The sequence below is a fragment of the Rhizobium sp. YJ-22 genome, assembly GCF_029601685.1.
Classification (GTDB): Bacteria; Pseudomonadota; Alphaproteobacteria; order Rhizobiales; family Rhizobiaceae; genus Metarhizobium.
Genome location: NZ_JARRIR010000005.1, coordinates 362,413 through 389,201, shown reverse-complemented (window position 1 = coordinate 389,201; position 26,789 = coordinate 362,413). Strand labels below are relative to the sequence as shown.

At 64.3% G+C, this 26,789-nt stretch carries 25 protein-coding genes; 15 read left to right on the top strand and 10 right to left on the bottom strand.

The window, feature by feature from the left end; genetic code table 11:
- From P7F60_RS14925 to P7F60_RS14910, 4 genes are all read left to right on the top strand, one after another.
- Positions 1-254 (top strand): hypothetical protein (locus P7F60_RS14925; RefSeq protein WP_277918520.1); only part of this gene is annotated, 254 nt, incomplete at its 5' end.
- A 268-nt stretch (positions 255-522) separates the two neighbouring features.
- The gene (gene hrpB, locus P7F60_RS14920; protein WP_277918519.1) at positions 523-2,985 is read left to right on the top strand and encodes an ATP-dependent helicase HrpB; all 2,463 of its coding nucleotides are present in this window, start codon (positions 523-525) and stop codon (positions 2,983-2,985) included.
- A gap of 117 nt (positions 2,986-3,102) precedes the next feature.
- Positions 3,103-4,410, top strand: a complete 1,308-nt coding sequence (locus tag P7F60_RS14915; protein WP_277918518.1) for an ActS/PrrB/RegB family redox-sensitive histidine kinase — start codon at positions 3,103-3,105, stop codon at positions 4,408-4,410.
- A 171-nt stretch (positions 4,411-4,581) separates the two neighbouring features.
- Positions 4,582-5,166 (top strand): ActR/PrrA/RegA family redox response regulator transcription factor, encoded by a 585-nt coding sequence (locus tag P7F60_RS14910; protein ID WP_277918517.1) that lies wholly within the window; start codon positions 4,582-4,584, stop codon positions 5,164-5,166.
- A 22-nt stretch (positions 5,167-5,188) separates the two neighbouring features.
- Here the strand turns inward: P7F60_RS14910 and P7F60_RS14905 are convergent, their stop codons facing one another.
- A complete protein-coding gene (locus tag P7F60_RS14905; protein ID WP_277918516.1) occupies positions 5,189-5,710 on the bottom strand; it encodes an MmcB family DNA repair protein in 522 nt (173 codons plus the stop codon).
- A 181-nt stretch (positions 5,711-5,891) separates the two neighbouring features.
- On the opposite strand from P7F60_RS14905, the gene P7F60_RS14900 reads away from it, so the two are divergent.
- Positions 5,892-6,572 (top strand): L,D-transpeptidase, encoded by a 681-nt coding sequence (locus tag P7F60_RS14900; RefSeq protein WP_277918515.1) that lies wholly within the window; start codon positions 5,892-5,894, stop codon positions 6,570-6,572.
- Between the two features lie 86 nt (positions 6,573-6,658).
- Here the strand turns inward: P7F60_RS14900 and P7F60_RS14895 are convergent, their stop codons facing one another.
- The 6 genes from P7F60_RS14895 to hslV form a co-directional block, all read right to left on the bottom strand.
- Positions 6,659-8,818 carry a malate synthase G gene (locus tag P7F60_RS14895; RefSeq protein ID WP_277918514.1) on the bottom strand — a complete coding sequence of 720 codons (2,160 nt, stop codon included), beginning with the start codon at positions 8,816-8,818 and terminating at the stop codon, positions 6,659-6,661.
- Between the two features lie 124 nt (positions 8,819-8,942).
- The gene (locus tag P7F60_RS14890) at positions 8,943-10,943 is read right to left on the bottom strand and encodes a hydantoinase/oxoprolinase family protein (RefSeq protein WP_277918513.1); all 2,001 of its coding nucleotides are present in this window, start codon (positions 10,941-10,943) and stop codon (positions 8,943-8,945) included.
- Positions 10,944-11,049: 106 nt separating this feature from the next.
- The gene (locus P7F60_RS14885) at positions 11,050-12,447 is read right to left on the bottom strand and encodes a cytochrome P450 (protein WP_277918512.1); all 1,398 of its coding nucleotides are present in this window, start codon (positions 12,445-12,447) and stop codon (positions 11,050-11,052) included.
- Positions 12,448-12,494: 47 nt separating this feature from the next.
- The gene (locus tag P7F60_RS14880; protein ID WP_277918511.1) at positions 12,495-13,433 is read right to left on the bottom strand and encodes a DUF1402 family protein; all 939 of its coding nucleotides are present in this window, start codon (positions 13,431-13,433) and stop codon (positions 12,495-12,497) included.
- 198 nt (positions 13,434-13,631) lie between these two features.
- Complete coding sequence (gene hslU, locus P7F60_RS14875; RefSeq protein WP_277918510.1) at positions 13,632-14,939, bottom strand: ATP-dependent protease ATPase subunit HslU; 1,308 nt, start codon at positions 14,937-14,939, stop codon at positions 13,632-13,634.
- 51 nt (positions 14,940-14,990) lie between these two features.
- On the bottom strand, positions 14,991-15,515 hold the full coding sequence (gene hslV / locus P7F60_RS14870) for an ATP-dependent protease subunit HslV (RefSeq protein ID WP_277918509.1): 525 nt from the start codon (positions 15,513-15,515) through the stop codon (positions 14,991-14,993).
- A gap of 213 nt (positions 15,516-15,728) precedes the next feature.
- On the opposite strand from hslV, the gene hisB reads away from it, so the two are divergent.
- From hisB to coaA, 7 genes are all read left to right on the top strand, one after another.
- A complete protein-coding gene (gene hisB, locus P7F60_RS14865) occupies positions 15,729-16,337 on the top strand; it encodes an imidazoleglycerol-phosphate dehydratase HisB (RefSeq protein WP_277918508.1) in 609 nt (202 codons plus the stop codon).
- A 33-nt stretch (positions 16,338-16,370) separates the two neighbouring features.
- Positions 16,371-16,850 (top strand): DUF2628 domain-containing protein, encoded by a 480-nt coding sequence (locus tag P7F60_RS14860; protein WP_277918507.1) that lies wholly within the window; start codon positions 16,371-16,373, stop codon positions 16,848-16,850.
- Positions 16,850-17,500, top strand: a complete 651-nt coding sequence (gene hisH, locus P7F60_RS14855; RefSeq protein ID WP_277918506.1) for an imidazole glycerol phosphate synthase subunit HisH — start codon at positions 16,850-16,852, stop codon at positions 17,498-17,500. The genes P7F60_RS14860 and hisH overlap by 1 nt, the downstream gene beginning before the upstream one ends.
- Before the next feature lie 115 nt (positions 17,501-17,615).
- Positions 17,616-18,356, top strand: a complete 741-nt coding sequence (gene hisA, locus P7F60_RS14850) for a 1-(5-phosphoribosyl)-5-[(5-phosphoribosylamino)methylideneamino]imidazole-4-carboxamide isomerase (protein ID WP_277918505.1) — start codon at positions 17,616-17,618, stop codon at positions 18,354-18,356.
- Positions 18,357-19,133 (top strand): imidazole glycerol phosphate synthase subunit HisF, encoded by a 777-nt coding sequence (hisF, locus tag P7F60_RS14845; RefSeq protein WP_277918504.1) that lies wholly within the window; start codon positions 18,357-18,359, stop codon positions 19,131-19,133.
- A gap of 9 nt (positions 19,134-19,142) precedes the next feature.
- Positions 19,143-19,466: a phosphoribosyl-ATP diphosphatase gene (locus P7F60_RS14840; protein WP_277918503.1), complete on the top strand. Its 324-nt coding sequence runs from the start codon at positions 19,143-19,145 to the stop codon at positions 19,464-19,466.
- Positions 19,463-20,458: a type I pantothenate kinase gene (coaA, locus tag P7F60_RS14835; protein WP_277918502.1), complete on the top strand. Its 996-nt coding sequence runs from the start codon at positions 19,463-19,465 to the stop codon at positions 20,456-20,458. Before P7F60_RS14840 ends, coaA begins: the two co-directional genes overlap by 4 nt.
- Positions 20,459-20,512: 54 nt before the next feature.
- On the opposite strand, the gene P7F60_RS14830 is transcribed toward coaA, so the two are convergent.
- From P7F60_RS14830 to P7F60_RS14820, 3 genes are all read right to left on the bottom strand, one after another.
- On the bottom strand, positions 20,513-21,130 hold the full coding sequence (locus P7F60_RS14830; RefSeq protein WP_277918536.1) for an alpha-ketoglutarate-dependent dioxygenase AlkB: 618 nt from the start codon (positions 21,128-21,130) through the stop codon (positions 20,513-20,515).
- Positions 21,131-21,221: 91 nt separating this feature from the next.
- Positions 21,222-21,659: an alternative ribosome rescue aminoacyl-tRNA hydrolase ArfB gene (gene arfB / locus P7F60_RS14825; RefSeq protein ID WP_277918535.1), complete on the bottom strand. Its 438-nt coding sequence runs from the start codon at positions 21,657-21,659 to the stop codon at positions 21,222-21,224.
- Between the two features lie 145 nt (positions 21,660-21,804).
- Positions 21,805-23,415: a phosphoenolpyruvate carboxykinase gene (locus P7F60_RS14820; protein WP_277918501.1), complete on the bottom strand. Its 1,611-nt coding sequence runs from the start codon at positions 23,413-23,415 to the stop codon at positions 21,805-21,807.
- 336 nt (positions 23,416-23,751) lie between these two features.
- Here P7F60_RS14820 and P7F60_RS14815 point away from each other — a divergent pair, with 336 nt between their 5' ends.
- The 3 genes from P7F60_RS14815 (at position 23,752) to P7F60_RS14805 (ending at position 26,789) form a co-directional block, all read left to right on the top strand.
- Positions 23,752-24,477: a response regulator transcription factor gene (locus tag P7F60_RS14815; protein ID WP_277918500.1), complete on the top strand. Its 726-nt coding sequence runs from the start codon at positions 23,752-23,754 to the stop codon at positions 24,475-24,477.
- 76 nt (positions 24,478-24,553) lie between these two features.
- Positions 24,554-26,332: a sensor histidine kinase gene (locus tag P7F60_RS14810; RefSeq protein ID WP_277918534.1), complete on the top strand. Its 1,779-nt coding sequence runs from the start codon at positions 24,554-24,556 to the stop codon at positions 26,330-26,332.
- Position 26,333: 1 nt separating this feature from the next.
- Positions 26,334-26,789: an HPr kinase/phosphorylase gene (locus P7F60_RS14805; protein ID WP_277918499.1), complete on the top strand. Its 456-nt coding sequence runs from the start codon at positions 26,334-26,336 to the stop codon at positions 26,787-26,789.

Here is a 26,789-nt window from a genome sequence, read left to right as displayed (position 1 = left end):
CGTCACGCTATCTGTGTTCCACACAAACGCGCCGTCCACGTCTCTCTTTCTTCTACATAACCAACTTGTCAAAGAACCGACGAACACAAAATCCGTCCAAAATCTCAACCGGTCAATCCAGCAAAAACACCCAACAACAAAAGCAAACCGCCCTCGCCGCCAGAAGCGCTCCCGCCGCCGCCGATGAACGGGCTTATAGAACCACTGCACTCAGACAGTCAACAGAGCGCCGTCAAAAAAATGAAGCAAAATGATAAGTGACTGTTTTTGTTTGGTTATTTACACCGGTTTCTCCACAAGCGCCCATTCCACTGAGCCTGCCTCGCTGCGCCGCTTCCGGAATTCTAGTCCAAATGGTCAAAATTTCGCAGCATATCAATTCTGGCGGGCAATACCCGCGAGAACCGATCCCGGGAGGTCGATCGCAGCCGTGCTTTTCTTGGCAATCGACGCGTTCTAAGGAAATACGCATAGTCGGGGCGGATCATCCGCCTCACCCGTTGTCTATATATGAGCGCCTGTATGACGATCGACCTGCCGCTGCTGCCCGTCTCTTCCGTCCTGGGCGATATCGCCACGGCCTTGGCCCAGGAGGGGCGCGCGGTGCTGTCTGCACCGCCGGGCGCGGGCAAGACGACATTGGTGCCGCTGTCACTGCTCGACCAGGACTGGCGCGGCGACGGGCGCATCATTCTTCTGGAGCCGCGGCGCCTCGCGGCGCGGGCGGCGGCGAGCCGCATGGCCTCTCTGCTGGGTGAATCGGTCGGCGAGACGGTGGGGTATCGGATGCGGCTCGACAATCGCGTTTCGGGCAAGACGCGGATCGAGGTGGTGACCGAAGGGGTTTTCGCACGGATGATTCTGGAGGATCCGGAACTGTCCGGGGTCGCGGCGGTCATTTTCGACGAATTCCACGAACGCTCGCTGGATGCGGATTTCGGGCTGGCGCTGGCGCTCGACGTGCGCTCGGCGCTGCGCGACGACCTGCGCATCCTTGTGATGTCGGCGACGCTGGATATCGAGCGGGTCGCCGGCCTGCTCGACCATCCGCCGGTCATCGAAAGCCAGGGGCGGAGTTTTCCGGTCGAGGTCCGCCATCAGGAGCGGCCGGCGGGCGAGCCGGTGTGGGAGACCGTGGCGCGGTCCATCCGGGCGGCGCATCGCGAGGAAGGCGGATCGATCCTTGCCTTTCTGCCTGGCCAATCCGAAATTTTACGCACGGCGGCCTTGCTGGAGGAGCGGCTCGATCCCGACACGATCATCGCGCCGCTCTATGGCAATCTTTCCCAAGCCGAGCAGGACGCGGCGATCCGGCCGGCCCCGGCCGGGAGCCGCAAGATCGTGCTCGCCACCTCGATTGCCGAAACCTCGATCACCATCGACGGCGTGCGCATCGTCATCGACAGCGGCTTGCAGCGGCTGCCGGTGTACGAGCCGGCGACGGGTATCACAAGGCTGGAAACGGTGCGGGTGTCACGCGCCTCCGCCGACCAGCGCGCCGGCCGCGCCGGGCGAACCGAGCCGGGCATCGCCATTCGCCTCTGGCATGCGGGGCAAACGGCAGCCCTGCCGGCCTTCACGCCGCCGCAGATTCTCTCCAGCGACCTTTCGGGGCTGGCGCTCGATCTTGCCCATTGGGGCGTGCAGGATCCGGCAAGCCTCGGCTTCATCGATCCGCCGCCGGCGGCGGCCCTGGCCGAGGCGCGGGCGCTGCTGAAGCTGCTGGGCGCGCTCGACGATTCGCTGGCGCTGACGACGCAAGGCAAACGCATGCGCGACATGGCCCTGCCGCCGCGGCTGGCGGCGATGGTTCTGGCGGCGGCGAAGGAAGGAAAGGCGCAGGAGGCGGCGCTGCTTGCCGTGCTGCTGACCGAACAGGGGGCCGGCGGCACCAGCATCGATCTGGAGGACCGGCTGCGCCGCTTCCGCAGCGAAAAGGGCGCGCGCGCCGAGGCGGCGCGACAACTGGCGAAGCGGCTGGCGGCGCAGGCAGGCGGCGGCAAAGGGGATGGCATGCCTGCTTTGCCCGGCCCATTGCTGCTGCACGCCTTTCCCGACCGGATCGCCAGCCAGCGCGGCGGACGTGGGCGTTATGTCATGGCAAATGGGCGTGGCGCGGAATTGCCGGAGGCCGAACGGCTGGCGGCGAGCCCGATGCTGGTGGTCGCCGATCTCACCGGCCGCGCCGCGCAGGGGCGCATCCTCGCGGCGGCGGAAATTTCCCGGGGCGACGTCGAGGCGTATCTGCCCGGCGCCATCGTGCAGGAGGAGCAGAGCTTTTTCGAACGGGCCTCGCGCCAAGTGCGGGCGCGGCGCGTCACCCGGCTCGGCGCGATCATCTTCGACGACTCGCCGCTTCCCCGGCCGAGCGGCGAGGCGGCGGCGCGCGCACTGGCCAAGGGCGTGCGCGATCTCGGCCTCGACGTATTGCCGTTCAGCAAGGAGGCGCGGCAATTGCGCGATCGCATCGGCTTCCTGCATCGCGGCAGCGGCGAGCCCTGGCCGGACATGAGCGACGCGGCGCTGCTCGCACGGCTCGACGACTGGTTCGTGCCCTTCCAGGGAAGCGCGCGCGGGCTCGACGATATCGCCGCCGGCAGCCTGACGGAGGGGCTGATGTCGCTGGTGCCGCACGAAATCCAGCGCGATCTCAACCGTCTCGCGCCGACGCATTTCGAGGCGCCGACCGGGCAGCGGCATCCGATCCAGTATGACGGCGAGGAGCCTGTGCTGGCGATCCGCGTGCAGGAACTCTTCGGGCTGAAGCAGCATCCGACGGTCGGGGCCGAGCGCCGGCCGCTGCTGCTCGACCTGCAGTCGCCGGCGCACCGGACGATCCAGACGACCCGCGACCTGCCCGGTTTCTGGGCGGGCTCCTGGAAGGACGTGCGCGCCGACATGCGCGGGCGTTATCCGCGCCATCCCTGGCCGGAGGATCCGGCCGACGCCGCGCCGACGACACGCGCCAAGCCGCGTGGTACATGAAGCGTGATGCGCAAAACCGGGCGGCGGTTTTGCAGCAACGACATGCGGCAATCGAAGCCCTGAGGCGCAGGAATGCACTGCGCTTCAGGGCGGTTTCTATGAGAGGTTTCGAACATCATGACGGATGCGGTCGAACGGCAGTCTCCCTACCACCACACCAGCCGACGCCTGCGCCTGCAAACGCTGATCTGGCTGCGCTGGCTGGCGGTCGGCGGCCAGACGCTGACGGTGTTGATCGTCGCGTCCTGGCTGAAATTTCCTTTGCCGCTTTTGCCCTGTATTCTGCTGATTGCGGCGCTGGCCGCCGTCAACGCCTATCTGACGCTGCGCTATCCCGCCACCTACCGGCTGGAGCCGCCGGCTGCCTTCGCGCTGCTCGGGCTCGACCTGCTGCAGCTCAGCGCCCTCTTGTCGCTGACCGGCGGGCTTGCCAATCCATTCGCGCCGCTGGTCTGCGTGCCGGTGATCATTTCCTTCGCCTCGCAACCCTTGCGTTATTCCATCGCACTGATCCTCTTTGCGATGATGGCCACCACGGTCATGGCCTTCTCGCCCTATCCGCTGCCCTGGTATACGGATCGGGAGATGTCGGTGCATGTGGTGTTGCAGCTCGGCGTCTGGAGCGCCATCGTCTCCACCATGGCCTTCGCCGCCTTTTATGTGCATCGCGTCTCCAACGAGGCGCGGCAGCTTTCCGATGCCTTGGCGGCGACCGAGCTGGTGCTGCAGCGCGAACAGCACCTGTCGCAGCTCGACGGGCTGGCGGCGGCGGCGGCGCATGAACTTGGCACGCCGCTCGCCACCATCAGCGTCGTCGCCAAGGAGATGGAGCGGGAACTCGGGCAGGACGAGCGTTTCGGCGAGGATGTCCAGCTGTTGCGCAGCCAGAGCGAGCGCTGCCGCGACATCCTGCGGCGGCTGACGACGCTGTCTTCCGGAAACGAGGCGCATATGCGGCGCCTGCCGCTCTCCTCGCTGATGGAAGAGGTGATCGCGCCGCATCGGGAATTCGGCATCCAGCTGGAACTCGTCGAAAAGGGCGGCCGGGCCGGCGAACCCGTCGGCTCACGCAATCCCGGCATTCTCTACGGGCTCGGCAATCTGATCGAGAACGCCGTCGATTACGCCCGCTCGAAAGTCACCGTCACCGTCGAGCATACGGCTCAGGAAGTGATCGTCACCATCGAGGACGACGGCGAGGGCTATGCGCCCGATATTCTCGACCGGATCGGCGAACCTTACGTCACCTCGCGTCCGCGACATGCGACGGCGGGCGGACTGGGCCTGGGATTGTTCATCGCCAAGACGCTGCTGGAACGTTCCGGCGCCCGCCTCACCTTCGAAAACCATCAGGGGGCGCGGGTGAAAATCCTCTGGCCGCGCGCGCTGATGGAGGGCGGCGAACGTAGCGCGGATGCGATATGACGCCTCCATTGGGGCAAAAACGCAGGAATTGCTTTACCCCTGCGATTGAAGCGGCCATAACCGAACCCAGATAAGGCATTTCGAGGAAAAGCGGAGCCCGTTTTCCCATCGGACATGCATTGAGACGCATTTGGAAAGAGTTTTCTTCCGCAAGGCACGAGCGACAGCGACATGACCGAAAAGATGCCAGCGACACCCGAGACGGCCGACAGCGGCCATGACGATATCGGAGCCGACCCCTCCCTGCTGATCGTCGACGACGACGCGCCTTTCCTGCGCCGGCTTGCGCGCGCCATGGAGACACGCGGCTTTCAGGTGGAAACCGCCGAAAGCGTCGCCGAGGGCATCGCCCGCTCGAAGGCGCGTCCGCCGAAATATGCGGTCGTGGATCTGCGCCTCACCGATGGCAACGGCCTCGACGTCATCGAGCAGATCCGCCAGCGACGCGAGGATACGCGCATCATCGTGCTGACCGGATATGGCAACATCGCCACCGCCGTGACGGCGGTCAAGCTCGGGGCGCTGGACTATCTGGCCAAACCCGCCGATGCGGACGAGATCTTTTCAGCCTTGACGCAGCGGCCGGGCGAGCGCGCCGAACTGCCGGAAAACCCGATGTCGGCCGACCGGGTGCGCTGGGAGCATATCCAGCGCGTCTACGAAATGTGCGAGCGCAACGTTTCGGAAACCGCCCGCCGGCTCAACATGCACCGGCGCACGCTGCAGCGCATCCTCGCCAAGCGGGCGCCCAAGTAAATCTAAGCTTCGTTTGGCGACCTCATTCGCCGAAGGCGTTGTCGTCGTCGGACAGGCTCTCTCCGGCAAGCGGTTTGCCTGTCGCCCATTCAGCCAGCATGAGACGATCGGCGGCGGCGCGGGCGAAACTCAGCGTCACCGATTTGCGCGTCGCCGGCGGCAGGCGATGTTCCGGCGCCTCGCGCAGCAGATGCGCGCCGTAGCCGTCCGACAGGAACAGGCCGCAGTCTTGCGGAAAAATGTCGAGCGGCACCTCCTTGTGGGTGGCGAAGAACAGCCGGTCGCAATGCAGCCGATACTCCGGCCATTTGCGATCGACGCGAAAATCCTCGATCGACGTCTTGATCTCGACGATCCAGATCTCGCCCTTTTCCGAAATCGCGATCAGGTCGGCGCGCCGGCCGCTCGCCAGCGACAGTTCCGGCAGCACGGACAGGCGCATCTCGCGCATCAGGATCTGCACGCCGCGACGCACCATCATGGCGCGATCCGACTGGCGGCCGTCGATTAACGGATTGTTATTGTAAACGGAAACAATGGTCACTGGATAAGCTTTTCCCGGTGCCGCCGGCTGTTGCAAAAAAACCATGGGATTCTAATTTGCGCGGCGGATTGAATTTGCTGCACGGCAGCAGCTTGCCAAGGCAAATTTAATCGAAAATAAACCATAATCAAAGATGGTTCGAAAGAACCTCGATTCAGCAGCAGATTTTCAAGAGAATTCCATGCGCCTCCGCACTGCAATGACCGCGCTCGGCCTGGCGGCAACGCTCGCTTTGGCCGGATGCTCGACGACGAGCGAATCCGCCGACAAGGGCGGCAAGCCCGAGACCAAGAAGACCGAAACCGCCGAGTTGTTCGACAACGCCTACGGCTCGGTGACCGATGCCGGCTATACCCTGCCGGGCATTCCGGTGGAACGGGTCAAGCCGCAGTTCCGTCGCCAGATCGTCAGCTATGACAGCCAGGAACGCCCGGGCACGATCATCGTCAACACGCGCGAGCGCCATCTCTATTACATCCTGCCGGGCGGCAAGGCCGTTCGTTACGGCATCGGCGTCGGCAAGCAGGGCTTTGCCTGGGCGGGCGAGGCCTATGTCGCCTGGAAACAGGAATGGCCGACCTGGCACCCGCCGAAGGAAATGGCGCAGCGCCGTCCCGACGTCGCGCGTTATGTCGAAGCCGGCATGGGGCCTGGCCTCACCAACCCGCTCGGGGCGCGCGCCATGTATCTGTTCAACGAAGATGGCAAGGACACGCTGTTCCGCCTGCACGGCACGCCGGAATGGGCCTCCATCGGCACCGCCGCCTCCTCGGGCTGCATCCGCCTCATGAACCAGGACATCATCGACCTCTACAAGCGCGTCCGTCCCGGCCGCAGCTCCAAGGTCATCGTCATCCAGTAAGAACGGACGGGATCGATAGAATTCGAAAGGCCGGCGGAGCGATCCGCCGGCCTTTCTCATTTGGTGTCATTTACCAGAAGAGCGCCTCAGGCGGCGCTCTTCGCCTTCAGTTCCAGCCGGCGGCGGTGGAGAACCGGTTCGGTATAGCCGTTCGGCTGCTCGCGGCCCTTGAGCACCAGTTCGAGCGCGGCCTGGAAGGCGACGGAGCCATCGAAATCGGCGGCCATCGGGCGGTAGAAGGGATCGCCGGCATTCTGTTCGTCGACGACCTTGGCCATGCGCTGCATGGTTTCGCGAACCTGCGCTTCGGTGACGATGCCGTGATGCAGCCAGTTGGCCATGTGCTGGGCGGAGATGCGCAGCGTGGCGCGGTCTTCCATCAGGCCGACATCGTTGATGTCGGGCACCTTGGAGCAGCCGACGCCCTGGTCGATCCAGCGCACGACATAACCGAGAATCCCCTGCGCATTGTTGTCCAGCTCGCGCTGCACCTCCTCCGGCGTCCAGTTCGGCCTGACGGCGACCGGAACGGAGAGGATGTCGGAGAGTTTGGCGCGGGCGCGATCCTTGAGGCCCTGCTGGACGCGGGCGACGTTGACGCGGTGATAATGGGTGGCGTGCAGGGTCGCGGCCGTCGGCGACGGCACCCAGGCGGTGTTGGCGCCGGCCTTGGGATGGGCGATCTTCTGCTCCAGCATCGCCGCCATCAGGTCCGGCATGGCCCACATGCCCTTGCCGATCTGCGCATGGCCGGACAGACCGCATTCGAGGCCGATATCGACGTTCCAGTTTTCATAGGCCGAAATCCAGGCGGCCTGCTTCATGTCGCCCTTGCGAATCATCGGGCCGGCTTCCATCGACGTATGAATCTCGTCGCCGGTGCGGTCGAGGAAGCCGGTATTGATGAAGACGACGCGCTCGCGCGCCGCGCGGATGCATTCCTTGAGGTTGACGGTGGTGCGCCGCTCCTCGTCCATGATGCCCATCTTCATGGTGTTGCGGGCCATGCCGATGGCATCCTCGACACGCGAGAAAATCTCGGCAGCGAAGGCGACCTCCTCCGGTCCGTGCATCTTCGGCTTGACGACATACATCGAGCCGGCAGGCGAATTGGCGCGTCGGCCATTCGGACCGACATCGTAGAGTGCAATCAGCGCCGTGATCATGGCATCCATGATGCCCTCCGGCACCTGGTTGCCGTCGCGATCGAGGATCGCCGGATTGGTCATGAGGTGGCCGACATTGCGCACCAGCATCAGCGAGCGGCCGCGCAGCGTGGCCGGAGCGCCCTCCGCCGTGGTCAGGTCGAGGTCGTCATGCAGCTTGCGCGTGAAGCTGCGGCCGCCCTTGCTGACCTCTTCCGTCAGATCGCCCTTCATCAGGCCGAGCCAGTTACGATAGACCACAATCTTGTCGGCCGCATCGACGGCGGCCACCGAATCCTCGCAGTCCATGATCGTCGTCAGCGCCGATTCGAGGCCGACATCGGCGATGCCGGCAGGATCGTCCTTGCCGATCAGGCTGTCGGGATCGACGAAGACCAGACTGTGCAGGCCGTTCTTGCGGAAATACAGGCGATAGGCCTTGTCGCTCTCCCGCTTGAAGCCGACATACTGGCCGGGATCGGCCAGACCGGTGCGGCCTTCGGCAGTATCGACAAGCAGCGCGCCGTTCTCATATTCGAAACCGGTGACATCGGCCCATTTGCCGGCGGCGAGCGGGACGCTGGAATCGAGGAAATCCTTTGCCCAGGCGACCACCCGCTTGCCGCGCGCCGGATCATAACCGCCGCCGGCGGGCAAATCTCCCAATGCATCGGTGCCGTAAAGCGCATCGTAGAGCGAACCCCAGCGGGCATTGGCGGCATTGAGCGCATAGCGCGCATTCATCACCGGCACGACGAGCTGGGGCCCGGCGACGGTGGCGATCTCGGGATCGACATTGGTGGTGGTGACGGAAAAATCGTCGCCTTCCGGCAGGATATAGCCGATCTGGCGCAGGAAGGCCTGATAGACGTCCATGTCGGAGGGCGCGCCGTTGTCGCGATACCAGGCGTCGATCCTAGCCTGGAGGTCGTCGCGCTTCGCCAGCAGCGCGCGGTTGCGCGGCGCAAGATCATGGACGATGGCCGAAAAATTCTCGAAATAGCGTTCCGGGTCGAGACCGGTGCCGGGGATCGCCTCGTTCACCAGGAAATCATGCAGGGCGGCGTCAAGCGCCAGTCCAAACTTTTCGATGCGGCTCACGATGCCTCTCCCGTCGATGTCAGTGTCATCATGCCAAAATGCGCAAGCTTGATTGATAGTCAATTCGGCAAGGATGACAAAGATTTTCGCCGGCAGGGAAAAAATAGCCCGGCCGGCGATGGGATCAGTGATGGGCGATGCGCGGCCGGCCGCTGGCGGTGGCGATGAAACGCGCCTCAACCAGCTTGCGCTGGCCCTCGATCTCCGGGGCGGCGATATCCTCCAGCAGGTTGACGACCGGATCCTCCGCGCCATTCTGGCGGGCCTGCGCCAGCGCCGCTTCGCTGGCGCGCGCGCGCGCCAAGGCAAAGCTTTCCGCCTCGTCCAGCAGCCGGACGCTGCCGCCGGCGCCGTTGACGATATAGATGCCCTCCTCCGGCATGGTGACGAAGACGGATGCGGCGGCGCGCACCTGGCCGACGACCGCGCCGATGGCATTGGCGACATCGGCATCGGCGGGAATGGCCGAATCGGCCCCCAGCAACTCGGCAATCGCGGGATAATAGACCGGGGCCGAAGCGCCGAGGCCGATCAGCGGCCGGTCGAGCGCGACTGCGAAGCGGACAATGCCCTCGGCGCGCTTCAGGGCGCGGTCGACGGCATTGGATTTCGACGGGTCGATCTCGGCGCCGTCCTCGGCAAGACAGGCGGCGAGGATGACCTCGCCGGACTGGCGCGTCAACCGCGCGACGATCTTGTCGGCCAGTTCCTCCGCCGTTGCGGCAATCGGCCGGGCGCTGCCGTCCTTGATGCGCATGGCGAGTTCCAGCCCGAGCCTTGCGGCCTCCGCATTCCACTGCGCCTGCCGGCCGAGCACATGCATGGCGTCGGAGGGGGTGATGCCGCAGAGATGCACGAGGCCGCGGGCCACGAGACGGTCGAGCGTCGCCTTCTGCGGCGTCGTGGTCAGCAGATCCTCCAGCGCCACCGGCACCTTGCCGATGCGGTTGAACAAAGCCTGTTCGCCCGCCTGAAGGCCGCTTGCCAGATGATCGGGAACGCCGGTGCGCACCGCGAAGCGGCCGTCATGGCGGCCGACATGCGGGCTGCGCTTCTGGCGTTCGAGCACGGAGAGGATGGCATCGCCATGCAGCGCGGCGGCGAGGCTGAGCGGCAGCAGGCGGCGTGGACCGAGCCGGAAGCTGGCAGTCAGGCCACGGTCGTTGACATGCACCTCCGAATCGCCGCCGAGGCCATAGGTGCGCATGGCGACCGCCTCGACCATGGTGCGATAACCGCCGACCACGGCGCCTTCGGCGTCGAGGCGCGGGCGGCCGTTTTCCAGCACCGCGACGTCCGTCGTGGTACCGCCGATATCCGAGACAACGCCGTTGTCGAGGCCGGTCAGATATTGCGCGCCGACGAGGCTGGCGGCCGGGCCGGAGAGAATGGTCTCGATGGGCCGCACCTTGGCTTCGCTGGCGGCGATCAGCGCGCCGTCTCCGCGCACCACCATCATCGGCGCATCGATGCCGTGGCGAATCAAAAAATCCTCGCAGGCGCCGACCAGTCGGTCGATCATCGAGACCAGCCTGGCATTGAGCAGCGTCGTCAACGCCCGGCGCGGGCCGCCGAGCTTCGAGGAGAGTTCATGGCTGCAAGTGACCGGCAGATGCGAGATCTCACGGATACGCTGGCGCACGCGGATCTCATGCGACGGATTACGGACGGCAAAATAGCCGGCGACGGCGAAGGAGGAGACGTTTTTCGCCAGTTCCGGCAGCGCCGCATCGAGCACGGAGAGATCGAGCGGCGTCTCGTTGCCATGCACGTCATGGCCGCCGGGTACGAAGATGACCGGATCGTTGCCGAGCGCTTCGGCAAGGCCGTCGCGCTTGAGATCCTCGGGGCCGAAGCCGACCATGACAAGGCCGGCGCGGCCGCCCTGCCCTTCGACCAGCGCATTGGTCGCCAGCGTCGTCGACAGCGACACGAGGTTGATGGCGGACACCGGGGCAGCAGCCTGCTCCAGCACCGCCTGGACGGCCCCCGAAATGCCGACGGCGAGGTCGTGCCGGGTGGTCAGCGATTTCGCCTTGGCCACCACGCCTTCGGTTTCATGAAAAAGCACCGCATCGGTATAGGTGCCGCCGGTATCGATGCCGAGCATGTATTGCGAGGTCACGCGCTGTCATCCCCAAAACGACGAGAAGAGATCCTTATGATCTACGCTGTTAGGACAGGGAGAGGATGGCCGGCAAGCGACAAAACATTTCACGTGAAACATTTGCTCACGGTCTCGGCCTTACGCTGACGCGCATCGGCAGGCCTTCAGCCGGCTGGGTCGTCAGTTTCTGCACCGGCCACGGGTTCGTCTCCGGCGTCACGTCGAAGCGGAAACGGCGCATCAGCACCGCGAGCGCGATCACCGCCTCCTGCAGCGCGAAGGTCGCGCCGATGCACACGCGCGGGCCGGCGCCGAAGGGCAGGAACTGGAAGCGGCCGATCTTGCCTCGATTTTCCGGCAGAAAACGCTCGGGCAGGAAGGCGCGCGGCTTTTCCCAATAGAGCTCATGGCGATGCAGCGTCCAGGGCATAATTAGGATGGTGACGCCGGGCTCGATCACCAGCGTCTTGCCGTCCGGGCTTTTCCACATATCGCGGTCGATGGCGGCGCGATTGATCGAGGGCGCCGGCGGATAGAGCCGCAGCGCCTCCTCAAAGGCAGCGCGCACATGCGGCATCCGGTCCAGCCAGTCGACCGGCTCGGCCCCCTCGTCCAGAACCGCGTCGATCTCCGCTTCCATCCGGTCGCGGAAATCGGGGGTGTTGGCGACGCAATAGAGCGTCCAGGCGAGCGCGCGGGCCGTGGTCTCATGGCCGGCGCCGATGAAGGTGAGGATATTGTCCTCGATCTCGTCCATGGTCAGGCCCTCGGGACCGGCCTGTTCCAGAAGCAGCGTCAGGAAATCGCCGGGAACGCTCGCCGGGTCGCGCTGCATCGCCTCCAGCCGCATCGCCATGGTATCGGCGACGATGCCGCGGAATTTGGCCAGCACTTTCCGGCCGCCAATGCGTGTCAGGCGGGGCACCCAGGGCGGGGCGCGCAACAGGTCCATGGGATCGACACGGCCCATGCGGTGCAGCAACTGGTCGACATCGTCGGAGAATTTTTCCGATTTGGTGGCGATCTGGCCGGAAAACAGCGTGTCGGAGAGGATGGCGAAGGCCAGTTCCGTCATATCGACCGAGAGGTCATGGATCGCGCTGTCCGACCCTTCGTATTTCCGCGCATAGAGTTCGGACTGGCGCAGCATCTGCCCGGCGAAACCTTTGGCATGGCGGGGGGTGAAGACCGGGGCCATGGCTTTTCGCGAGCGTTTCCACACCTCGCCTTCGGCGGTCAGCAGCCCGTCGCGCAGGATGGGCCGCAGCAGCAATTGCCGGATCTCCGACATGCAGTAATTGCCGACATTATCGACTAGCACATGGCGGATGAGGCCGGGATCGTTGACGATCAGTGTCCGCTCACGAAAAAATTCGGTGTAAATCCACGGCAGCGTGTAGGACGGCACGCCCCAGAGTTCCAGCGGATTGCGCATGACGGTGCGCACGATCTCCAGCCGCGACGGCGGCGTGCTGCGCGGAATCGGGGCCGGCGGCTCGAAGGGGTCTGGACGCATGTCCATGGATCAGCCTTTCTTCATCCGCCCGGCCGATCCCTTGTGAGGATCCGTCAGAGCAGGGCTTGCAACTCGGCCAGCTTGTCGTTGATCAGCCAGCCGTAATAATTCTCTTCCGGCCAGACGGTCGCCCCGCCGGCATTTTTCGCGGCAAGCGCCCGGGCGCGGGCTTTCGAATTGCCGATATTATAAAGCGTCGCGGTCAGGCCCGGGTTCCGCGAAATATCCATGCCGGCGATCTTACGATAGTCGTCGATGGATTTGCGGATGATCGCAGCGGTAAAGGCCAGCGACTGGTCCGGATCCATGATGGCGCGATAGACCTCGCCGGCATCGTTCTCATCGAGCTTCGGCAGGCCGGAGGTGCGCGACACCATATCGGACATCATCAACGCCGTCAGCGGATTGACCTGGCCGAGCCCGAACGTCTGGCCGGCATAGAAGGGCTGGAAGAAGACCGCACTGAACCGGTTGTCGGGATAACTCTTGCCGCCGACGCTCTTACCCCGGAACTTCGCGTCCCAGATATCCTCGCGGCAGGTCCACAGCTCATAGGAATCGCCCTTGCAGCCGGCAAATTCCGGCCGCTTGATGAAATCGGCGATCGATTCCCCGTCATAGGCGAAGCGGAAACTGTTGCCGGCATAGGAGGCGGCCTTGACGTAATAGGATTGCAGCCGGTCATAGGCATCGACATTGTAGGTATGCTCGCCGACCAGCGCGCCGACGATATGGATCGGCGCGATGCCATAGGCGTTGGCCGTCGACTTGATCTTGGCGATCAGCTTCTTGTCCGAGGCCAGCAGGTCGCGGATCTTCTCGTATTTCTGATCGAAACTGGTCTTGCCCGCCTTGGTGCGGCGCACGGAGGCGCCCGGTATGGCCGGCTGCTCGGCATTGCGATTGCCAGAGGGCACCATGGTCGCAGCATGCGACAGCGTCGGCGCCAGCAGCGCGCAGGAAATCAGCAGGGAAAAGGCAAAGCGCCGCATGTCAGCATTCCTTCCAGCGGTGCCGATCCTGGCGAAAGTGGTTCTTGACACAGCGCGTCAAAAGCCCGGCGGATCGGGACGTCTCGAGCCAGCGGGCCTCTCCATACGAGGAACCGGCCCGGCTGTCGAGTGCCGTTCGGCACTCGCGGCGGCGCTTCACGCGATTATGAATCACGTGAAGCGCCGCCAATTTCAGGTTTAGAGAATGAACCTGGACAGGTCGGTGTTGCGAGCGAGGTCGCCGACATGCTCGCGCACATAGGCTTCGTCTATGGTCACCGACTGGCCGCCCTTGTCGGGCGCGGCGAAGGAGATTTCGTCGAGCACGCGCTCCATCACCGTCTGCAGGCGGCGGGCGCCGATGTTTTCCACCGAGCTGTTGAGATGCACGGCGACATCGGCGAGCGCATCGATGGCGTCCTCGGTGAATTCGAGCGTCAGATCCTCGGTGCCCATCAGCGCGATATACTGGCGGATGAGGCTGGCCTCGGTCTCCGTCAGGATGCGGCGGAAATCTTCCTTGGTCAGCGGCTTCAGCTCGACGCGGATCGGCAGGCGGCCTTGCAGTTCCGGCAACAGGTCCGAAGGCTTGGAGACATGGAAAGCGCCGGACGCGATGAAAAGGATGTGATCGGTCTTCACCGGCCCGTATTTGGTCGAAACCGTGGTGCCCTCGACCAGCGGCAGCAGGTCGCGCTGCACGCCTTCGCGGGAGACGCCGGCGCCCATGCCGCCATCGCGGGCGGCGATCTTGTCGATTTCGTCGAGGAAGACGATGCCGTCGTTCTCGACCGAGCGCACGGCCTCGCGGCTGATCGCCTCATTGTCGATCAGCTTGTCGGATTCGTCGCGAATCAGTTCCTTGTAGCTTTCACGAACCGTGGTCTTGACCCGCTTGGTACGCCCGCCCATCGCCTTGCCGAACATGTCCGACAGGTTCAACACGCCGATATTGGCGCCGGGCATGCCCGGAATCTCGAAGCCCGGCATGCCGGAGCCGCTGTCGGCGATCTCGATCTCGATTTCCTTATCGTCGAGCTGGCCGTCGCGCAGCTTCTTGCGAAAGCTGTCGCGGGTGGCAGGCGAAGCCGTCGAGCCGACCAGCGCATCGAGAACGCGCTCCTCGGCGCTGGCATGGGCCTTGGCCTGGACGTCGGCGCGCTTCTTCTCGCGCACCAGGCCGATGCCGATCTCAACGAGATCGCGCACGATCTGCTCGACGTCGCGGCCGACATAACCGACCTCGGTGAACTTGGTGGCTTCAACCTTGATGAAGGGCGCGCCGGCCAGCTTGGCGAGGCGGCGCGAGATCTCGGTCTTGCCGACGCCGGTCGGGCCGATCATCAGGATGTTCTTGGGCATGACCTCGTCGCGCAGATCCGCGTCGAGCTGCTGGCGGCGCCAGCGGTTGCGCAGCGCAATCGCCACCGCGCGCTTGGCCTCATGCTGGCCGATGATGAAACGGTCGAGTTCCGACACGATTTCGCGGGGGGAAAAAGTCGTCATATCGTCTGTCTCCGGCGATCCCGAAAGCGGCAATCGCCTCAAAAGAAGAAGTTATTCGGCGTCGAGCGTTTCGACCACCAGATTGTGATTGGTATAGACGCAGATATCGGCGGCGATATCGAGGGCCTTGCGGGCGATTTCTTCGGCCGACTGGTCCGTATCGATGAGCGCGCGCGCGGCGGCGAGGGCATAATTGCCGCCCGAACCGATCGCCATCACCCCATGCTCGGGCTCCAGCACGTCGCCATTGCCGGTGATCGCAAGCGTTATCGTCCTGTCGGCGACGATCATCATCGCTTCGAGATTGCGCAGGTATTTGTCGGTGCGCCAGTCCTTGGCAAGCTCGACGGCGGCGCGCATCAATTGCCCTGGATACTGGTCGAGCTTCTTTTCGAGGCGCTCCAGCAGCGTGAAGGCATCGGCCGTCGCACCGGCGAAACCGGCGATCACGTCGCCCTTGCCGATGCGCCGCACCTTGCGGGCATTGCCCTTCATGACCGTCTGGCCGAGGCTGACCTGGCCGTCGCCGGCCAGCACCACCTTGCCGCCCTTTCGAACCGTAATAATCGTTGTCATCGAACACCTTTTCCGCCGGTCCTGCCGGCCCTTCCTGCCGCCCGACAGGGCAGCGTTTGAGGCCTATGTAAGCGGTGCCGGCGCGATTACAATCCGTTGAAAAACGTCCGTCACAATCCCATCCTCGCAACCGTACCGCTTTTGCCCCTTCGCGCTGGATTCTTGGGGCGGTGCCTGATATGGAGCGGCAACCGTCTATCAGTGGAGTCTGCGATGGCCGATAACAAGCAAAGCCGCAGCGCGAGCATTTCCCGCACGACCAACGAAACCTCGGTTTCCGTCTCCGTCAATCTCGACGGCAGCGGCATCGCCAGGATTTCGACCGGCGTCGGCTTCTTCGACCATATGCTCGACCAGCTTTGCCGACATTCGCTCATCGACATGGAAATCGAGACCAAGGGCGACCTGCATGTCGACGACCACCATGCGGTCGAAGACACCGGCATCGCCATCGGCCAGGCCATCGCCAAGGCGCTCGGCGACCGGCGCGGCATCACGCGCTATGCCTCGCTCGACCTCGTCATGGACGAGACGATGACCAAGGCCGGCGTCGATCTTTCCGGCCGCCCCTTCCTCGTCTGGAACGTCAATTTCAGCGCCCCGAAGATCGGCACCTTTGATACCGAGCTGGTGCGCGAATTCTTCCAGGCGCTGGCCCAGAATGCCGGCATGACGCTGCATGTGATGAACCATTACGGCGCCAACAACCATCACATCGCCGAAACCTGCTTCAAGGCCGTCGCCCGCGTGCTGCGCACCGCGACGGAGATCGATCCACGCCAGGCAGGGCGCGTTCCTTCCACGAAGGGCACGCTTGTCTGAAGCAATCCGTGACACACGGGGCAAGGCAACGACATGGCAAGCTATCTCGTCTTGACGCCGCCGGGCGGGCCGGAAGCCGATCACGCCCGCACCCGTTTCGTCCGTGACGGTTTTTCGCTGATCGCCTTCCTGTTTCCGGGGCTCTGGCTGCTGGGCAAACGGCTTTGGTTCAGCGGCGCTCTGGCGCTGATCCTGCAGGTGCTGGCGATCACCATCGCCCGGCAGCCCGGTCTTTTCTTTGCCGGCCTGGCATTGGCCGTGGCCGTGTCCATGCTCGTGGCACTGGAAGGGCCGAGCCTTGTCGCCGGCGATCTCGAACGCAAGGACTGGACGCTCGACGGAATCGTCGTCGCCGACGATATCGACACGGCCGAGGAACTCTATTTCAACGATCCGGCAACGGCAGCCGCCACGCCATCCGGCCCCGACTGGAGCGCGTTGCCCGCGCCGAACAACGCACGCCGCGCCGCCAGTTCCGCGCTCGGCCTACTCGATTTTGACGGAGGACGCTGATGCGCGTCGCAATCATCGATTACGGTTCCGGAAACCTGCGCTCGGCGACGAAGGCCTTCGAGCGCGCCGCCCGCGAAGCCGGGATCGACGCCCATATCGACCTGACGGACAGGCCGGAAAACGTCGCCATCGCCGACCGCGTCGTGCTGCCCGGCGTCGGCGCCTATGCCGATTGCCGCCGCGGCCTCGATGCCGTCAACGGCATGAGCCAAGCGCTCATCGAGGCGGTCGAGGCCAAGGCCCGCCCCTTCCTCGGCATCTGCGTCGGCATGCAGCTGATGTCGTCGCGCGGGCTGGAAAAGACGATCACCCAAGGCCTCGGCTGGATTGCGGGCGACGTCGTCGAGATGACGCCCGCCGATCCCACGCTGAAAATCCCGCAGATCGGCTGGAACACGCTTACGCTTGCGAGCGCCCATCCGCTGTTCGAAGGCATCCCGACCGGCCCGGACGGGCTGCACGCCTATTTCGTGCATTCCTACCATCTGGCCGCCGCCCAGCCGCAAGATGTCGTCGCCACCACCGATTACGGCGGGCCGATGACCGCTTTCGTCGCCCGCGACAACAAGGCGGGCGCGCAGTTCCACCCCGAGAAAAGCCAAAAACTCGGGCTCGACCTGATCGCCAATTTCCTGCGCTGGGCGCCCTAGAGCATTTCCTCTTTTCTTCGAATCGCGAAAACGCTCCAACTCTTTGTTTTATCGCATTTCCGGTCGGAAACGGGTATCCACTTTTCCTGGAAATGCTCTAAGCGAGGTCCAAGACATGATCCTTTTCCCCGCCATCGACCTCAAGGACGGCCAGTGCGTGCGCCTCAAGCTCGGCGACATGAACCAGGCGACCGTCTACAATCCCGATCCCGCAGCACAAGCGAAAGCCTTCGAGGATCAGGGCTTCGAATGGCTGCATGTGGTCGATCTCAACGGCGCTTTTGCCGGCCAGTCGGTCAACGGCGATGCGGTCGACGCGATCCTCAAGGCCACCAAAAATCCGGTGCAGCTCGGCGGCGGCATCCGCACGCTGGAGCATATCGAACGCTGGCTGGCGCGCGGTCTCGCCCGCGTCATCCTCGGCACGGTGGCCGTGCGCGATCCCGCACTCGTCATCGAAGCCTGCAAGCGCTTTCCCGGCAAGGTCGCCGTCGGCATCGACGCCAAGGGCGGCAAGGTGGCGGTCGAAGGCTGGGCGGAAGGCTCCGAGCTCGGCGTCATCGAGCTGGCGAAGAAATTCGAGGGCGCCGGCGTCGCCGCGATCATCTATACCGACATCGACCGCGACGGCATTCTCGCCGGCATCAACTGGGCCTCGACGCTGGAACTGGCCGATGCCGTTTCCATCCCGGTGATCGCCTCCGGCGGACTCGCCTCGCTGGACGACATCCGCCGGATGATTCAGCCCGATGCCGCCAAACTGGAAGGCGCGATTTCCGGCCGGGCGCTGTATGATGGCCGCATCGATCCGGCCGAAGCGCTGGCGCTGATCAAGGCCGCAAGGGAGGCCGCGTAAATGACCCTCAAAGCCCGTGTCATCCCCTGTCTCGATGTCAAGGACGGCCGCGTCGTGAAGGGCGTCAATTTCGTCGACTTGATCGATGCCGGCGATCCGGTCGAGGCGGCCAAGGCCTATGACGCTGCCGGGGCCGACGAGCTCTGTTTCCTCGACATCACCGCCTCCTCCGACAATCGCGACACGATCTTCGACGTCGTCACCCGCACCGCCGAGCATTGCTTCATGCCGCTGACGGTCGGCGGCGGCGTGCGCGCCACTGCCGATATCCGCAGGCTGCTGCTCTGCGGCGCCGACAAGGTGTCGATCAATTCCGCGGCGGTGAACAACCCGGATTTCGTGGCCGAAGCCGCCGACAAGTTCGGCAACCAGTGCATCGTCGTTTCCATCGACGCGAAGCGGGTTTCGGTAGCCGACGAAGCACCGCGTTGGGAAATCTTCACCCATGGCGGCCGCAAGCCGACGGGCATCGACGCAATCGAGTTTGCGATCAAGATGGTGGAGCGCGGCGCGGGCGAATTGCTGGTCACCTCGATGGACCGCGACGGCACCAAGAGCGGCTACGATATCGAGCTGACGCGGCGCATCGCCGATTCGGTGCGCGTGCCGGTGATCGCATCCGGCGGCGTCGGCTCGCTCGACGATCTCGTCGCCGGCGTGCGCGACGGCCATGCGACCGCGGTGCTCGCCGCATCGATCTTCCACTTCGGAACATTCACCATTGGCCAGGCCAAGGCATATATGTCCGATCACGGCATTCCCATGCGGCTGGATTGAGGCGCGATCATGAGCGGATTTTCCCTTTCCGACCTGGAAACCATCGTCGCGGAGCGCGCCAAGGCGCCGCCGGAAGAGTCCTGGACGGCGAAACTTGTCGCGGCCGGCCAGCCCAAGGCCGCCAAGAAGCTCGGCGAGGAGGCGGTCGAAACGGTGATCGCCGCCATCGCCGACGATCGCGACAATCTCAGATACGAGGCGGCCGATCTGCTCTATCACCTGCTCGTCGTGCTGAAGATCGCCGATATTCCGCTCGCCGCAGTGCTGGCGGAGCTAGAACGGCGCACCGGACAATCCGGCCTCACGGAAAAGGCAGGCCGGCAACCGTCATGACCATCGTCACCAAGGATATCGCAGTGCCCGAAGCGCTCGATCACTTCCAGGCCAACAGTTTTTCGCCCTATCATTTCTTCACATCCGACGAATGGGCGAAATTCCGGGCCGACACGCCTTTGACCCTGACGGCGGATGAAGTGAGCCGGCTGCGATCCCTCGGCGACCCGATCGATCTCAAGGAGGTGCGGCGCATCTACCTGTCGCTGTCGCGACTGCTCTCCTCGCATGTGGAATCCTCGCAACTGCTGTTCCAGCAGCGCAATCGCTTCCTCAATCTCTCCGGCGCGGCCAAGACGCCCTTCGTCATCGGCATTGCCGGCTCAGTGGCCGTGGGAAAATCGACCACCGCCCGCGTGCTGAAAGAGCTGTTGGCGCGCTGGCCGTCGAGCCCGAAAGTGGACCTGATCACCACCGACGGCTTCCTGTTCCCGAACGCCATTTTGCAGCGGGACAATCTGATGAACCGCAAGGGTTTTCCCGAAAGCTACGACACGACCGCGATCCTGCGCTTCCTTTCGGCGATCAAGGCCGGCCAGCCGAACGTGCAGGCGCCGCTCTATTCGCACATGACCTATGACGTGCTGCCGGACGAATTCCGCACCATCGACCGGCCGGACATTCTGATCTTCGAAGGCATCAACGTGCTGCAATCGCGCGACCTGCCGGCCGATGGCAAGATCGTGCCGATGGTCTCGGATTTCTTCGATTTCTCGATCTATATCGATGCCGACGAGGACCGGATTCACGACTGGTACGTGACGCGCTTCATGCGCCTGCGCCAGACAGCCTTCCGCGATCCCTCCTCCTACTTTCACCGCTATGCCTCGATCAGCGAGGAGGATGCGCTGGAGACGGCCGAAGGCCTGTGGCAGAACATCAACCTGAAAAACCTGCGCCGCAACATCCTGCCGACCCGGCCGCGCGCCGACCTCATCCTGCGCAAGGGCGACAACCACCTGATCGAGACGGTGGCGTTGCGCAAGCTGTAAACCTTTTACGCCATTACGGGCACAAAACCGCTTCACGCTTTTTCCGGAATTGCTTTATTGAGCTGGATTCACCCGCCGCAGGGTGAGATTGATCCGGCCGCCATTCTTCAGCAGCGTCGAGGTGTTGGGATAGATGCGGTCGACGCCGTGAAACAGCAGGCGGCTGTCGCCGCCGAGCACGACGATATCGCCGCTTTCCAACCGCACCGACGTCGTCCTGTCCTTGCGCTCCAGGCCACCGATGCGGAACAGGCAGGCATTTCCCAGCGAAATCGACACGACCGGCGCCGAAAATTCGCGCTCGTCGCGATCCTGGTGCAGGCCCATGCGCGCTTCGTCGGAATAGAAATTGACCAGGCAGGCTTCCGGCTCCAGCGGCGTCTCGCCGACATCGCGCCAGATCTCCATGAGGCGCTGCGGCAGCGGCGGCCAGGGAGCGCCGGTCACTGGATGGGTCTCCTGGTAGCGATAGCCGCGATCGCGATCCGTCACCCAGCCGAGCGTCCCGCAATTGGTCATGCGCACCGACATCGGCTGGCCGCTGCGCGGCATCACCGGCACATAGAGCGGCGCCACGGAGACCACCTGCCGGACCACCTCGACCAGCGCCTCCTGTTCGGCGCGGTCGAGATAGCCGGGATAGCGGCGGACGCCACCCGGCAAAACGATCATCGATTTCTGGTCCCTATCCATCCTAGCCGGATTCCAAACCCTGTCTTGCGCAACGAACGCGAAAACGCTTCGCACTTCTGCTGGAAATGCCTTAATCGCCGCCGCTCGGGCGCCCGCGCATCTTCTTGACGTCGGAGCGGCCGGCCTTTTCCTTCAGCCGGCGCTCGACCGAGCCGCGCGTCGGCCTTGTCTTCTTGCGCGGCGGCGGCGGCGGCTTGGCGGCTTCGAGGATCAACTCCTTCAGACGCTCGCGCGCCTCTTCACGGTTGCGGTCCTGGCTGCGGGAACGGCTGGCCTCGATCATCAGCGTGCCGTCCTTGGAGGCGCGCCGGCCGGCGAGCACCAGGGCGTTGCGCTTGACGCGCTCGTTGAGCGCGGGAGAATTGGCGATGTTGAAGAACAACTGGACGGCGGTCGAAACCTTGTTGACGTGCTGTCCCCCCGCCCCGCCGGCCAGCACGAACTGCTCGGTCAGTTCCCAGCCCGCGATGGTGATGCGGTCGTCGATATAGAGCGGTTCGCTTGCCATGGCCGTAGTCTGTTCGTTGTCCTTGTCGAAGAGAATCGCGTAAAACATCTGCCGGTTTCACGCAATCCGGCAAAATTGCCGCCAGACGCAAAAACCCGGCCGCTTTCGCGACCGAGTTTCACGTGAATCACCTGGCTTGGCCGGCTTATTCGGCGGCGATCCGCACGGCGGGCGCGGCGTCGCGCACCTTGCCGTCGACATGGGATTCGAACTTGGCGAAATTGGCGACGAACATGTCGACCAGTTTTCGCGCTTGCGCGTCGTAGGCGGCGGCGTCGGCCCAGGTCGAGCGCGGATCGAGCAGGGCGCCGTCGACGCCGTCGAGCGAACGCGGAACCGCGATGCCGAAATTGGCGTCGGTGCGGAACTCGGCATTCTTCAGCGTGCCGTCAAGGGCAGCGGCCAGCATGGCGCGCGTCGCCTTGATCGGCATGCGGCGGCCGGTGCCGTAGGCGCCGCCGGTCCAGCCGGTGTTGACCAGCCAGCAATCGACGCCATGGCGGCTGATCAGTTCCTTCAGCAGGTTGCCATATTCAGCCGGGTGGCGCGGCATGAACGGCGCGCCGAAGCAGGTCGAGAAGGTGGCCTCCGGCTCGGTCACGCCCTTTTCCGTGCCGGCGACCTTGGCGGTGTAACCGGAAAGGAAGTGGTACATGGCCTGTTCCGGCGTCAGCTTGGCGATCGGCGGCAGCACGCCGAAGGCATCGGCCGTCAGCATGATGATCGTCTTCGGATGCGGCGCGCGGCCGGTGTCCGAGGCATTCGGGATGAAATACAGCGGATAGGCGCAGCGTGTGTTCTCGGTCAGCGAGCCGTCGTCGAAGTCCGGGCGGCGCTCGTCGTCGAGGACGACGTTTTCGAGCACCGTGCCGAAACGCTTGGTCGTGGCGTAGATTTCCGGCTCGGCCTCGGCCGAGAGGCGGATGGTCTTGGCGTAGCAGCCGCCTTCGAAATTGAAGACGCCCTCTTCGCTCCAGCCATGCTCGTCGTCGCCGATCAGCGTGCGCGAGGGGTCGGCCGACAGCGTCGTCTTGCCGGTGCCGGACAGGCCGAAGAATACCGCGGTATCGCCGGCCGGACCGACATTGGCGGAGCAGTGCATCGGCATCACGCCCTTAGCAGGCAGCAGGTAGTTCAACGCGGTGAACACCGACTTCTTCATCTCGCCGGCATAGGAGGTGCCGCCGATCAGGATGAGACCGTTGGTCAGGTCGCAGGCGATCACCGTTTCCGTCCGGCAGCCATGGCGCTCGGGATCGGCGCGGAAGCTCGGCAAGTCGATGATCGTCAGCTTCGGCACGAAGCTTTTCAGTGCCTCACGCTCCGGGCGGATCAGCAGGTTGCGGATGAACAGCGAATGCCAGGCGAATTCCGTGACGATGCGCGAAGGCAGCGCGTGGCCGGCATCGGCGCCGCCGACGAGATCCTGCACGAACAGCGTGGCGCCTTCGGCATGGGCCAGCATGTCGCGATGCAGCACCTCGAAATGGGCGCGCGACATCGGCTTGTTGTTGTCCCACCAGATGACGTTCTCCGTCTCATCGTCACGCACGACGAACTTGTCCTTGGCGGAGCGGCCGGTATGCTGGCCGGTGAGCGCCCGCAGCGCTCCGTCCGCCGTCAGTTCCGCCTCGCCGCGGCGAATCGCTTCTTCGTAGAGCGGGGCCTCGGTGAGGTTGTAGAAGACATGCGCGGCGCCGCCGAGACCTGCCTGTGCGATCTTGTGATCGGGATTGTGAACGCCGATTTCTTGCATGCTGCTTCCTCCGCCAACACGATGGCTGATTGAAAATCTGCCGCGAAAATAGAAGCAGATTTAAAACATGACAAGATAGCTTTGAGAAAAATACAGTAAAATCAATATATTAATCGATTTAAAAAAAATTTGTTTCATTTAAATCGTTTACATCCGAGCCGCCGTCGCGTCGAATCCGGGGCTTTTCAGAACAGGGTTGCGCCCGGCGACGCTGTTGCCTCTTCCCCTCCGCCACAATTTGTTCCACCTTTATCCCCATGAAGCGCGCAATCGCCGTGATGCACGCACTCTGCCGGGTGCAATGGCGAGGCCATATTCCAGACGGAGACCCTGATCATGCTGACCATCGCGCTCGTTGACGACGACCGAAACATTTTGACTTCGGTATCGATTGCCCTCGAAGCGGAAGGCTACAAGGTGGAAACCTATACGGACGGCGCCTCCGCCCTCGACGGCCTGCTGGCCCGGCCGCCGCAGCTCGCGATCTTCGACATCAAGATGCCGCGCATGGACGGCATGGAACTCCTGCGCCGCCTGCGGCAAAAGTCCGATCTGCCGGTGATCTTCCTCACTTCCAAGGACGAGGAGATCGACGAATTGTTCGGCCTGAAGATGGGCGCCGACGATTTCATCACCAAGCCGTTCTCGCAGCGGCTGCTGGTCGAGCGCGTCAAGGCGGTGCTGCGCCGCGCCCAGAACCGCGAGAACGCGGCTGCTGCCGCAGCCAGCCCCAAGCCTGGCCAGCCGCAGCAGGCACGCTCGCTCGAGCGCGGCCAGCTCGTCATGGACCAGGAACGCCACACCTGCACCTGGAAGGGCGAACCGGTGACGCTGACGGTCACGGAATTCCTCATCCTGCATTCGCTGGCGCAGCGCCCGGGCGTGGTGAAAAGTCGTGACGCGCTGATGGATGCGGCCTATGACGAGCAGGTCTATGTCGACGACCGCACCATCGACAGCCATATCAAGCGGCTGCGCAAGAAGTTCAAAATCGTCGACAACGACTTCGATATGATTGAAACTCTGTACGGCGTCGGCTACCGCTTCCGCGAAGCCGCCTGACACCGGCAGATTTTTCATGCACGCAGCGGCAGCGATATGAGACAGGCTGCTGCGGGAGGCATTCGACTTGGCAACCGTGCCGCTGGACAGCGATATCGACGACAATGAAGGGGCTGCGCCGCCACGCGGCGGCCGGCGCTACTGGGCGCATCCCTTCACGCTGATCCGCCGCGTCTTCGGCAATGCCGTCTTTTCCAGCCTGACGCGCCGCATCCTGTTCTTCAATCTCGCGGCGCTCCTGGTCCTGGTCGGCGGCATTCTTTATCTCAACCAGTTCCGCGAAGGCCTGATCGACGCCCGCGTCGAGAGTCTGCTGACCCAGGGCGAAATCATCGCCGGCGCGATTTCGGCCTCGGCCTCGGTCGATACCAATTCGATCACCATCGACCCGGAAAAGCTGCTCGAACTGCAGGCCGGCCAGAGCATCACCCCGATCCCCAACGACGAGGATCTGGAATTCCCCATCGATCCCGAGCGCGTCGCCCCCGTGTTGCGCCGGCTGATCTCGCCGACGCGCACGCGCGCCCGCATCTTCGACGCCGACGCCAACCTGCTGCTCGATTCGCGCCATCTCTATTCGCGCGGCCAGGTGCTGCGCTTCGACCTGCCGCCGGTCGAGGACGAGCAGGCCGGCTGGGGCGCCTGGGCGGCCGGCTGGTTCAACAAGATCCTGCAGCCCGGCAACCTGCCGCTCTACAAGGAAATGCCCGGCGGCGACGGCTCGATCTATCCGGAAGTGATGAATGCGCTCACCGGCGTGCGCGGCGCCGTGGTGCGCGTCACCGAAAAGGGCGAGCTGATCGTCTCGGTCGCCGTGCCGGTCCAGCGGTTTCGCGCCGTGCTCGGCGTGCTGCTGCTGTCGACGCAGGCCGGCGATATCGACAAGATCGTCCATGCCGAGCGCCTTGCCATCATGCGCGTCTTCGGGGTCGCGACGCTGGTCAACGTCGTGCTGTCGCTGTTGCTCTCCTCGACCATCGCCACGCCGCTGCGCCGTCTGGCCGCTGCCGCCGTGCGCGTGCGGCGCGGCGCGAAGACGCGCGAGGAAATCCCCGACTTCTCCGCCCGCCAGGACGAAATCGGCAATCTTTCCGTGGCCTTGCGCGAGATGACGACGGCGCTTTACGACCGCATCGACGCCATCGAAAGTTTCGCCGCCGATGTCAGCCACGAGCTGAAGAACCCACTGACCTCGCTGCGCAGCGCCGTCGAAACGCTGCCGCTCGCGCGCAGCGACGAATCGAAGCAGCGGCTGATGGACGTCATCCAGCACGATGTGCGCCGCCTCGACCGGCTGATCTCCGACATTTCCGACGCCTCGCGCCTCGATGCGGAGCTGGCGCGCTCCGATGCGAGGAGCGTCGATCTCGAAATCCTGCTCGGCAATCTCGTGGAAATCTCCCGCCAGATCCGCTCCAGCAAGAAACCGGTGACGGTGGATTTCACTGTGGAGCGCAAGCCGGGCGTCAAGGCCGGCTTCACCGTCAGCGGCCATGACCTGCGCCTCGGCCAGATCGTCACCAACCTGATCGAGAACGCCCGCTCCTTCGTGCCGGTCGACAGCGGCCGCATCTCGGTGCGCCTGTCGCGCTCGCGCAGCCGCTGCATCGTCGTCGTCGAGGACAACGGTCCCGGCATCCAGGCCGAGGACATCGACCGCATCTTCGAACGTTTCTACACCGACCGTCCGGAATCCGAAGGTTTCGGGCAGAATTCCGGCCTCGGCCTGTCGATCAGCCGCCAGATCGCCGAGGCGCATGGCGGCACGCTGAAGGCGGAAAACGTCGTCGACCAGGACGGCGCGGTGCGCGGCGCACGCTTCACCCTGACGCTGCCGGCCGAGCAGGTGGCGTGACATGGCCGAGGTCAATATTCACGGCACCGCCATCGTCGTCGGCACGCAAGGCCTGATCTTCGTCGGTCCCGCGGGCAGCGGCAAATCCACCCTCGCCTTCACCTGTTTGGCGGCCGCGCGTCGGCTCGGGCTGTTTTCGGCGCTGGTCGCCGACGATCAGACGATGGTTTCGGTTCGCAACGGACAGGTGCTCGCCCGCCCGCCCGCCACCATCGCCGGCCTGATCGAACTGCGCGGCAGCGGCATCGTCACCGTCGAGACGCTGGCGCCGGCCGTCCTGCACTACGCGGTGCTGCCCGTCGACCTTGCCGAGGCAGAGCGGCTGCCACCGGAGGCGGAGGATCTGGAGCTGACGCCGGAGGCGATCCTGCCGCTGATCCGCCTTTCGGGGCGCGCTCCCGACCCGCTGGCGATACTGGCCGCCTTCATTCCGTTTAACGGCAAAGCGCCCTCCTGA

Bases quoted from the DNA above. Each gene is read 5' to 3' on its own strand.
- hrpB (WP_277918519.1), top strand. From the start codon at position 523: ATGACGATCGACCTGCCGCTGCTGCCCGTCTCTTCCGTCCTGGGCGAT.
- P7F60_RS14915 (WP_277918518.1), top strand. From the start codon at position 3,103: ATGACGGATGCGGTCGAACGGCAGTCTCCCTACCACCACACCAGCCGA.
- P7F60_RS14910 (WP_277918517.1), top strand. From the start codon at position 4,582: ATGACCGAAAAGATGCCAGCGACACCCGAGACGGCCGACAGCGGCCAT.
- P7F60_RS14900 (WP_277918515.1), top strand. From the start codon at position 5,892: ATGCGCCTCCGCACTGCAATGACCGCGCTCGGCCTGGCGGCAACGCTC.
- P7F60_RS14885 (WP_277918512.1), bottom strand. From the start codon at position 12,447: ATGGACATGCGTCCAGACCCCTTCGAGCCGCCGGCCCCGATTCCGCGC.
- P7F60_RS14880 (WP_277918511.1), bottom strand. From the start codon at position 13,433: ATGCGGCGCTTTGCCTTTTCCCTGCTGATTTCCTGCGCGCTGCTGGCG.
- hslU (WP_277918510.1), bottom strand. From the start codon at position 14,939: ATGACGACTTTTTCCCCCCGCGAAATCGTGTCGGAACTCGACCGTTTC.
- hslV (WP_277918509.1), bottom strand. From the start codon at position 15,515: ATGACAACGATTATTACGGTTCGAAAGGGCGGCAAGGTGGTGCTGGCC.
- hisB (WP_277918508.1), top strand. From the start codon at position 15,729: ATGGCCGATAACAAGCAAAGCCGCAGCGCGAGCATTTCCCGCACGACC.
- P7F60_RS14860 (WP_277918507.1), top strand. From the start codon at position 16,371: ATGGCAAGCTATCTCGTCTTGACGCCGCCGGGCGGGCCGGAAGCCGAT.
- hisH (WP_277918506.1), top strand. From the start codon at position 16,850: ATGCGCGTCGCAATCATCGATTACGGTTCCGGAAACCTGCGCTCGGCG.
- hisA (WP_277918505.1), top strand. From the start codon at position 17,616: ATGATCCTTTTCCCCGCCATCGACCTCAAGGACGGCCAGTGCGTGCGC.
- hisF (WP_277918504.1), top strand. From the start codon at position 18,357: ATGACCCTCAAAGCCCGTGTCATCCCCTGTCTCGATGTCAAGGACGGC.
- P7F60_RS14840 (WP_277918503.1), top strand. From the start codon at position 19,143: ATGAGCGGATTTTCCCTTTCCGACCTGGAAACCATCGTCGCGGAGCGC.
- coaA (WP_277918502.1), top strand. From the start codon at position 19,463: ATGACCATCGTCACCAAGGATATCGCAGTGCCCGAAGCGCTCGATCAC.
- P7F60_RS14830 (WP_277918536.1), bottom strand. From the start codon at position 21,130: ATGATCGTTTTGCCGGGTGGCGTCCGCCGCTATCCCGGCTATCTCGAC.
- arfB (WP_277918535.1), bottom strand. From the start codon at position 21,659: ATGGCAAGCGAACCGCTCTATATCGACGACCGCATCACCATCGCGGGC.
- P7F60_RS14820 (WP_277918501.1), bottom strand. From the start codon at position 23,415: ATGCAAGAAATCGGCGTTCACAATCCCGATCACAAGATCGCACAGGCA.
- P7F60_RS14815 (WP_277918500.1), top strand. From the start codon at position 23,752: ATGCTGACCATCGCGCTCGTTGACGACGACCGAAACATTTTGACTTCG.
- P7F60_RS14805 (WP_277918499.1), top strand. From the start codon at position 26,334: ATGGCCGAGGTCAATATTCACGGCACCGCCATCGTCGTCGGCACGCAA.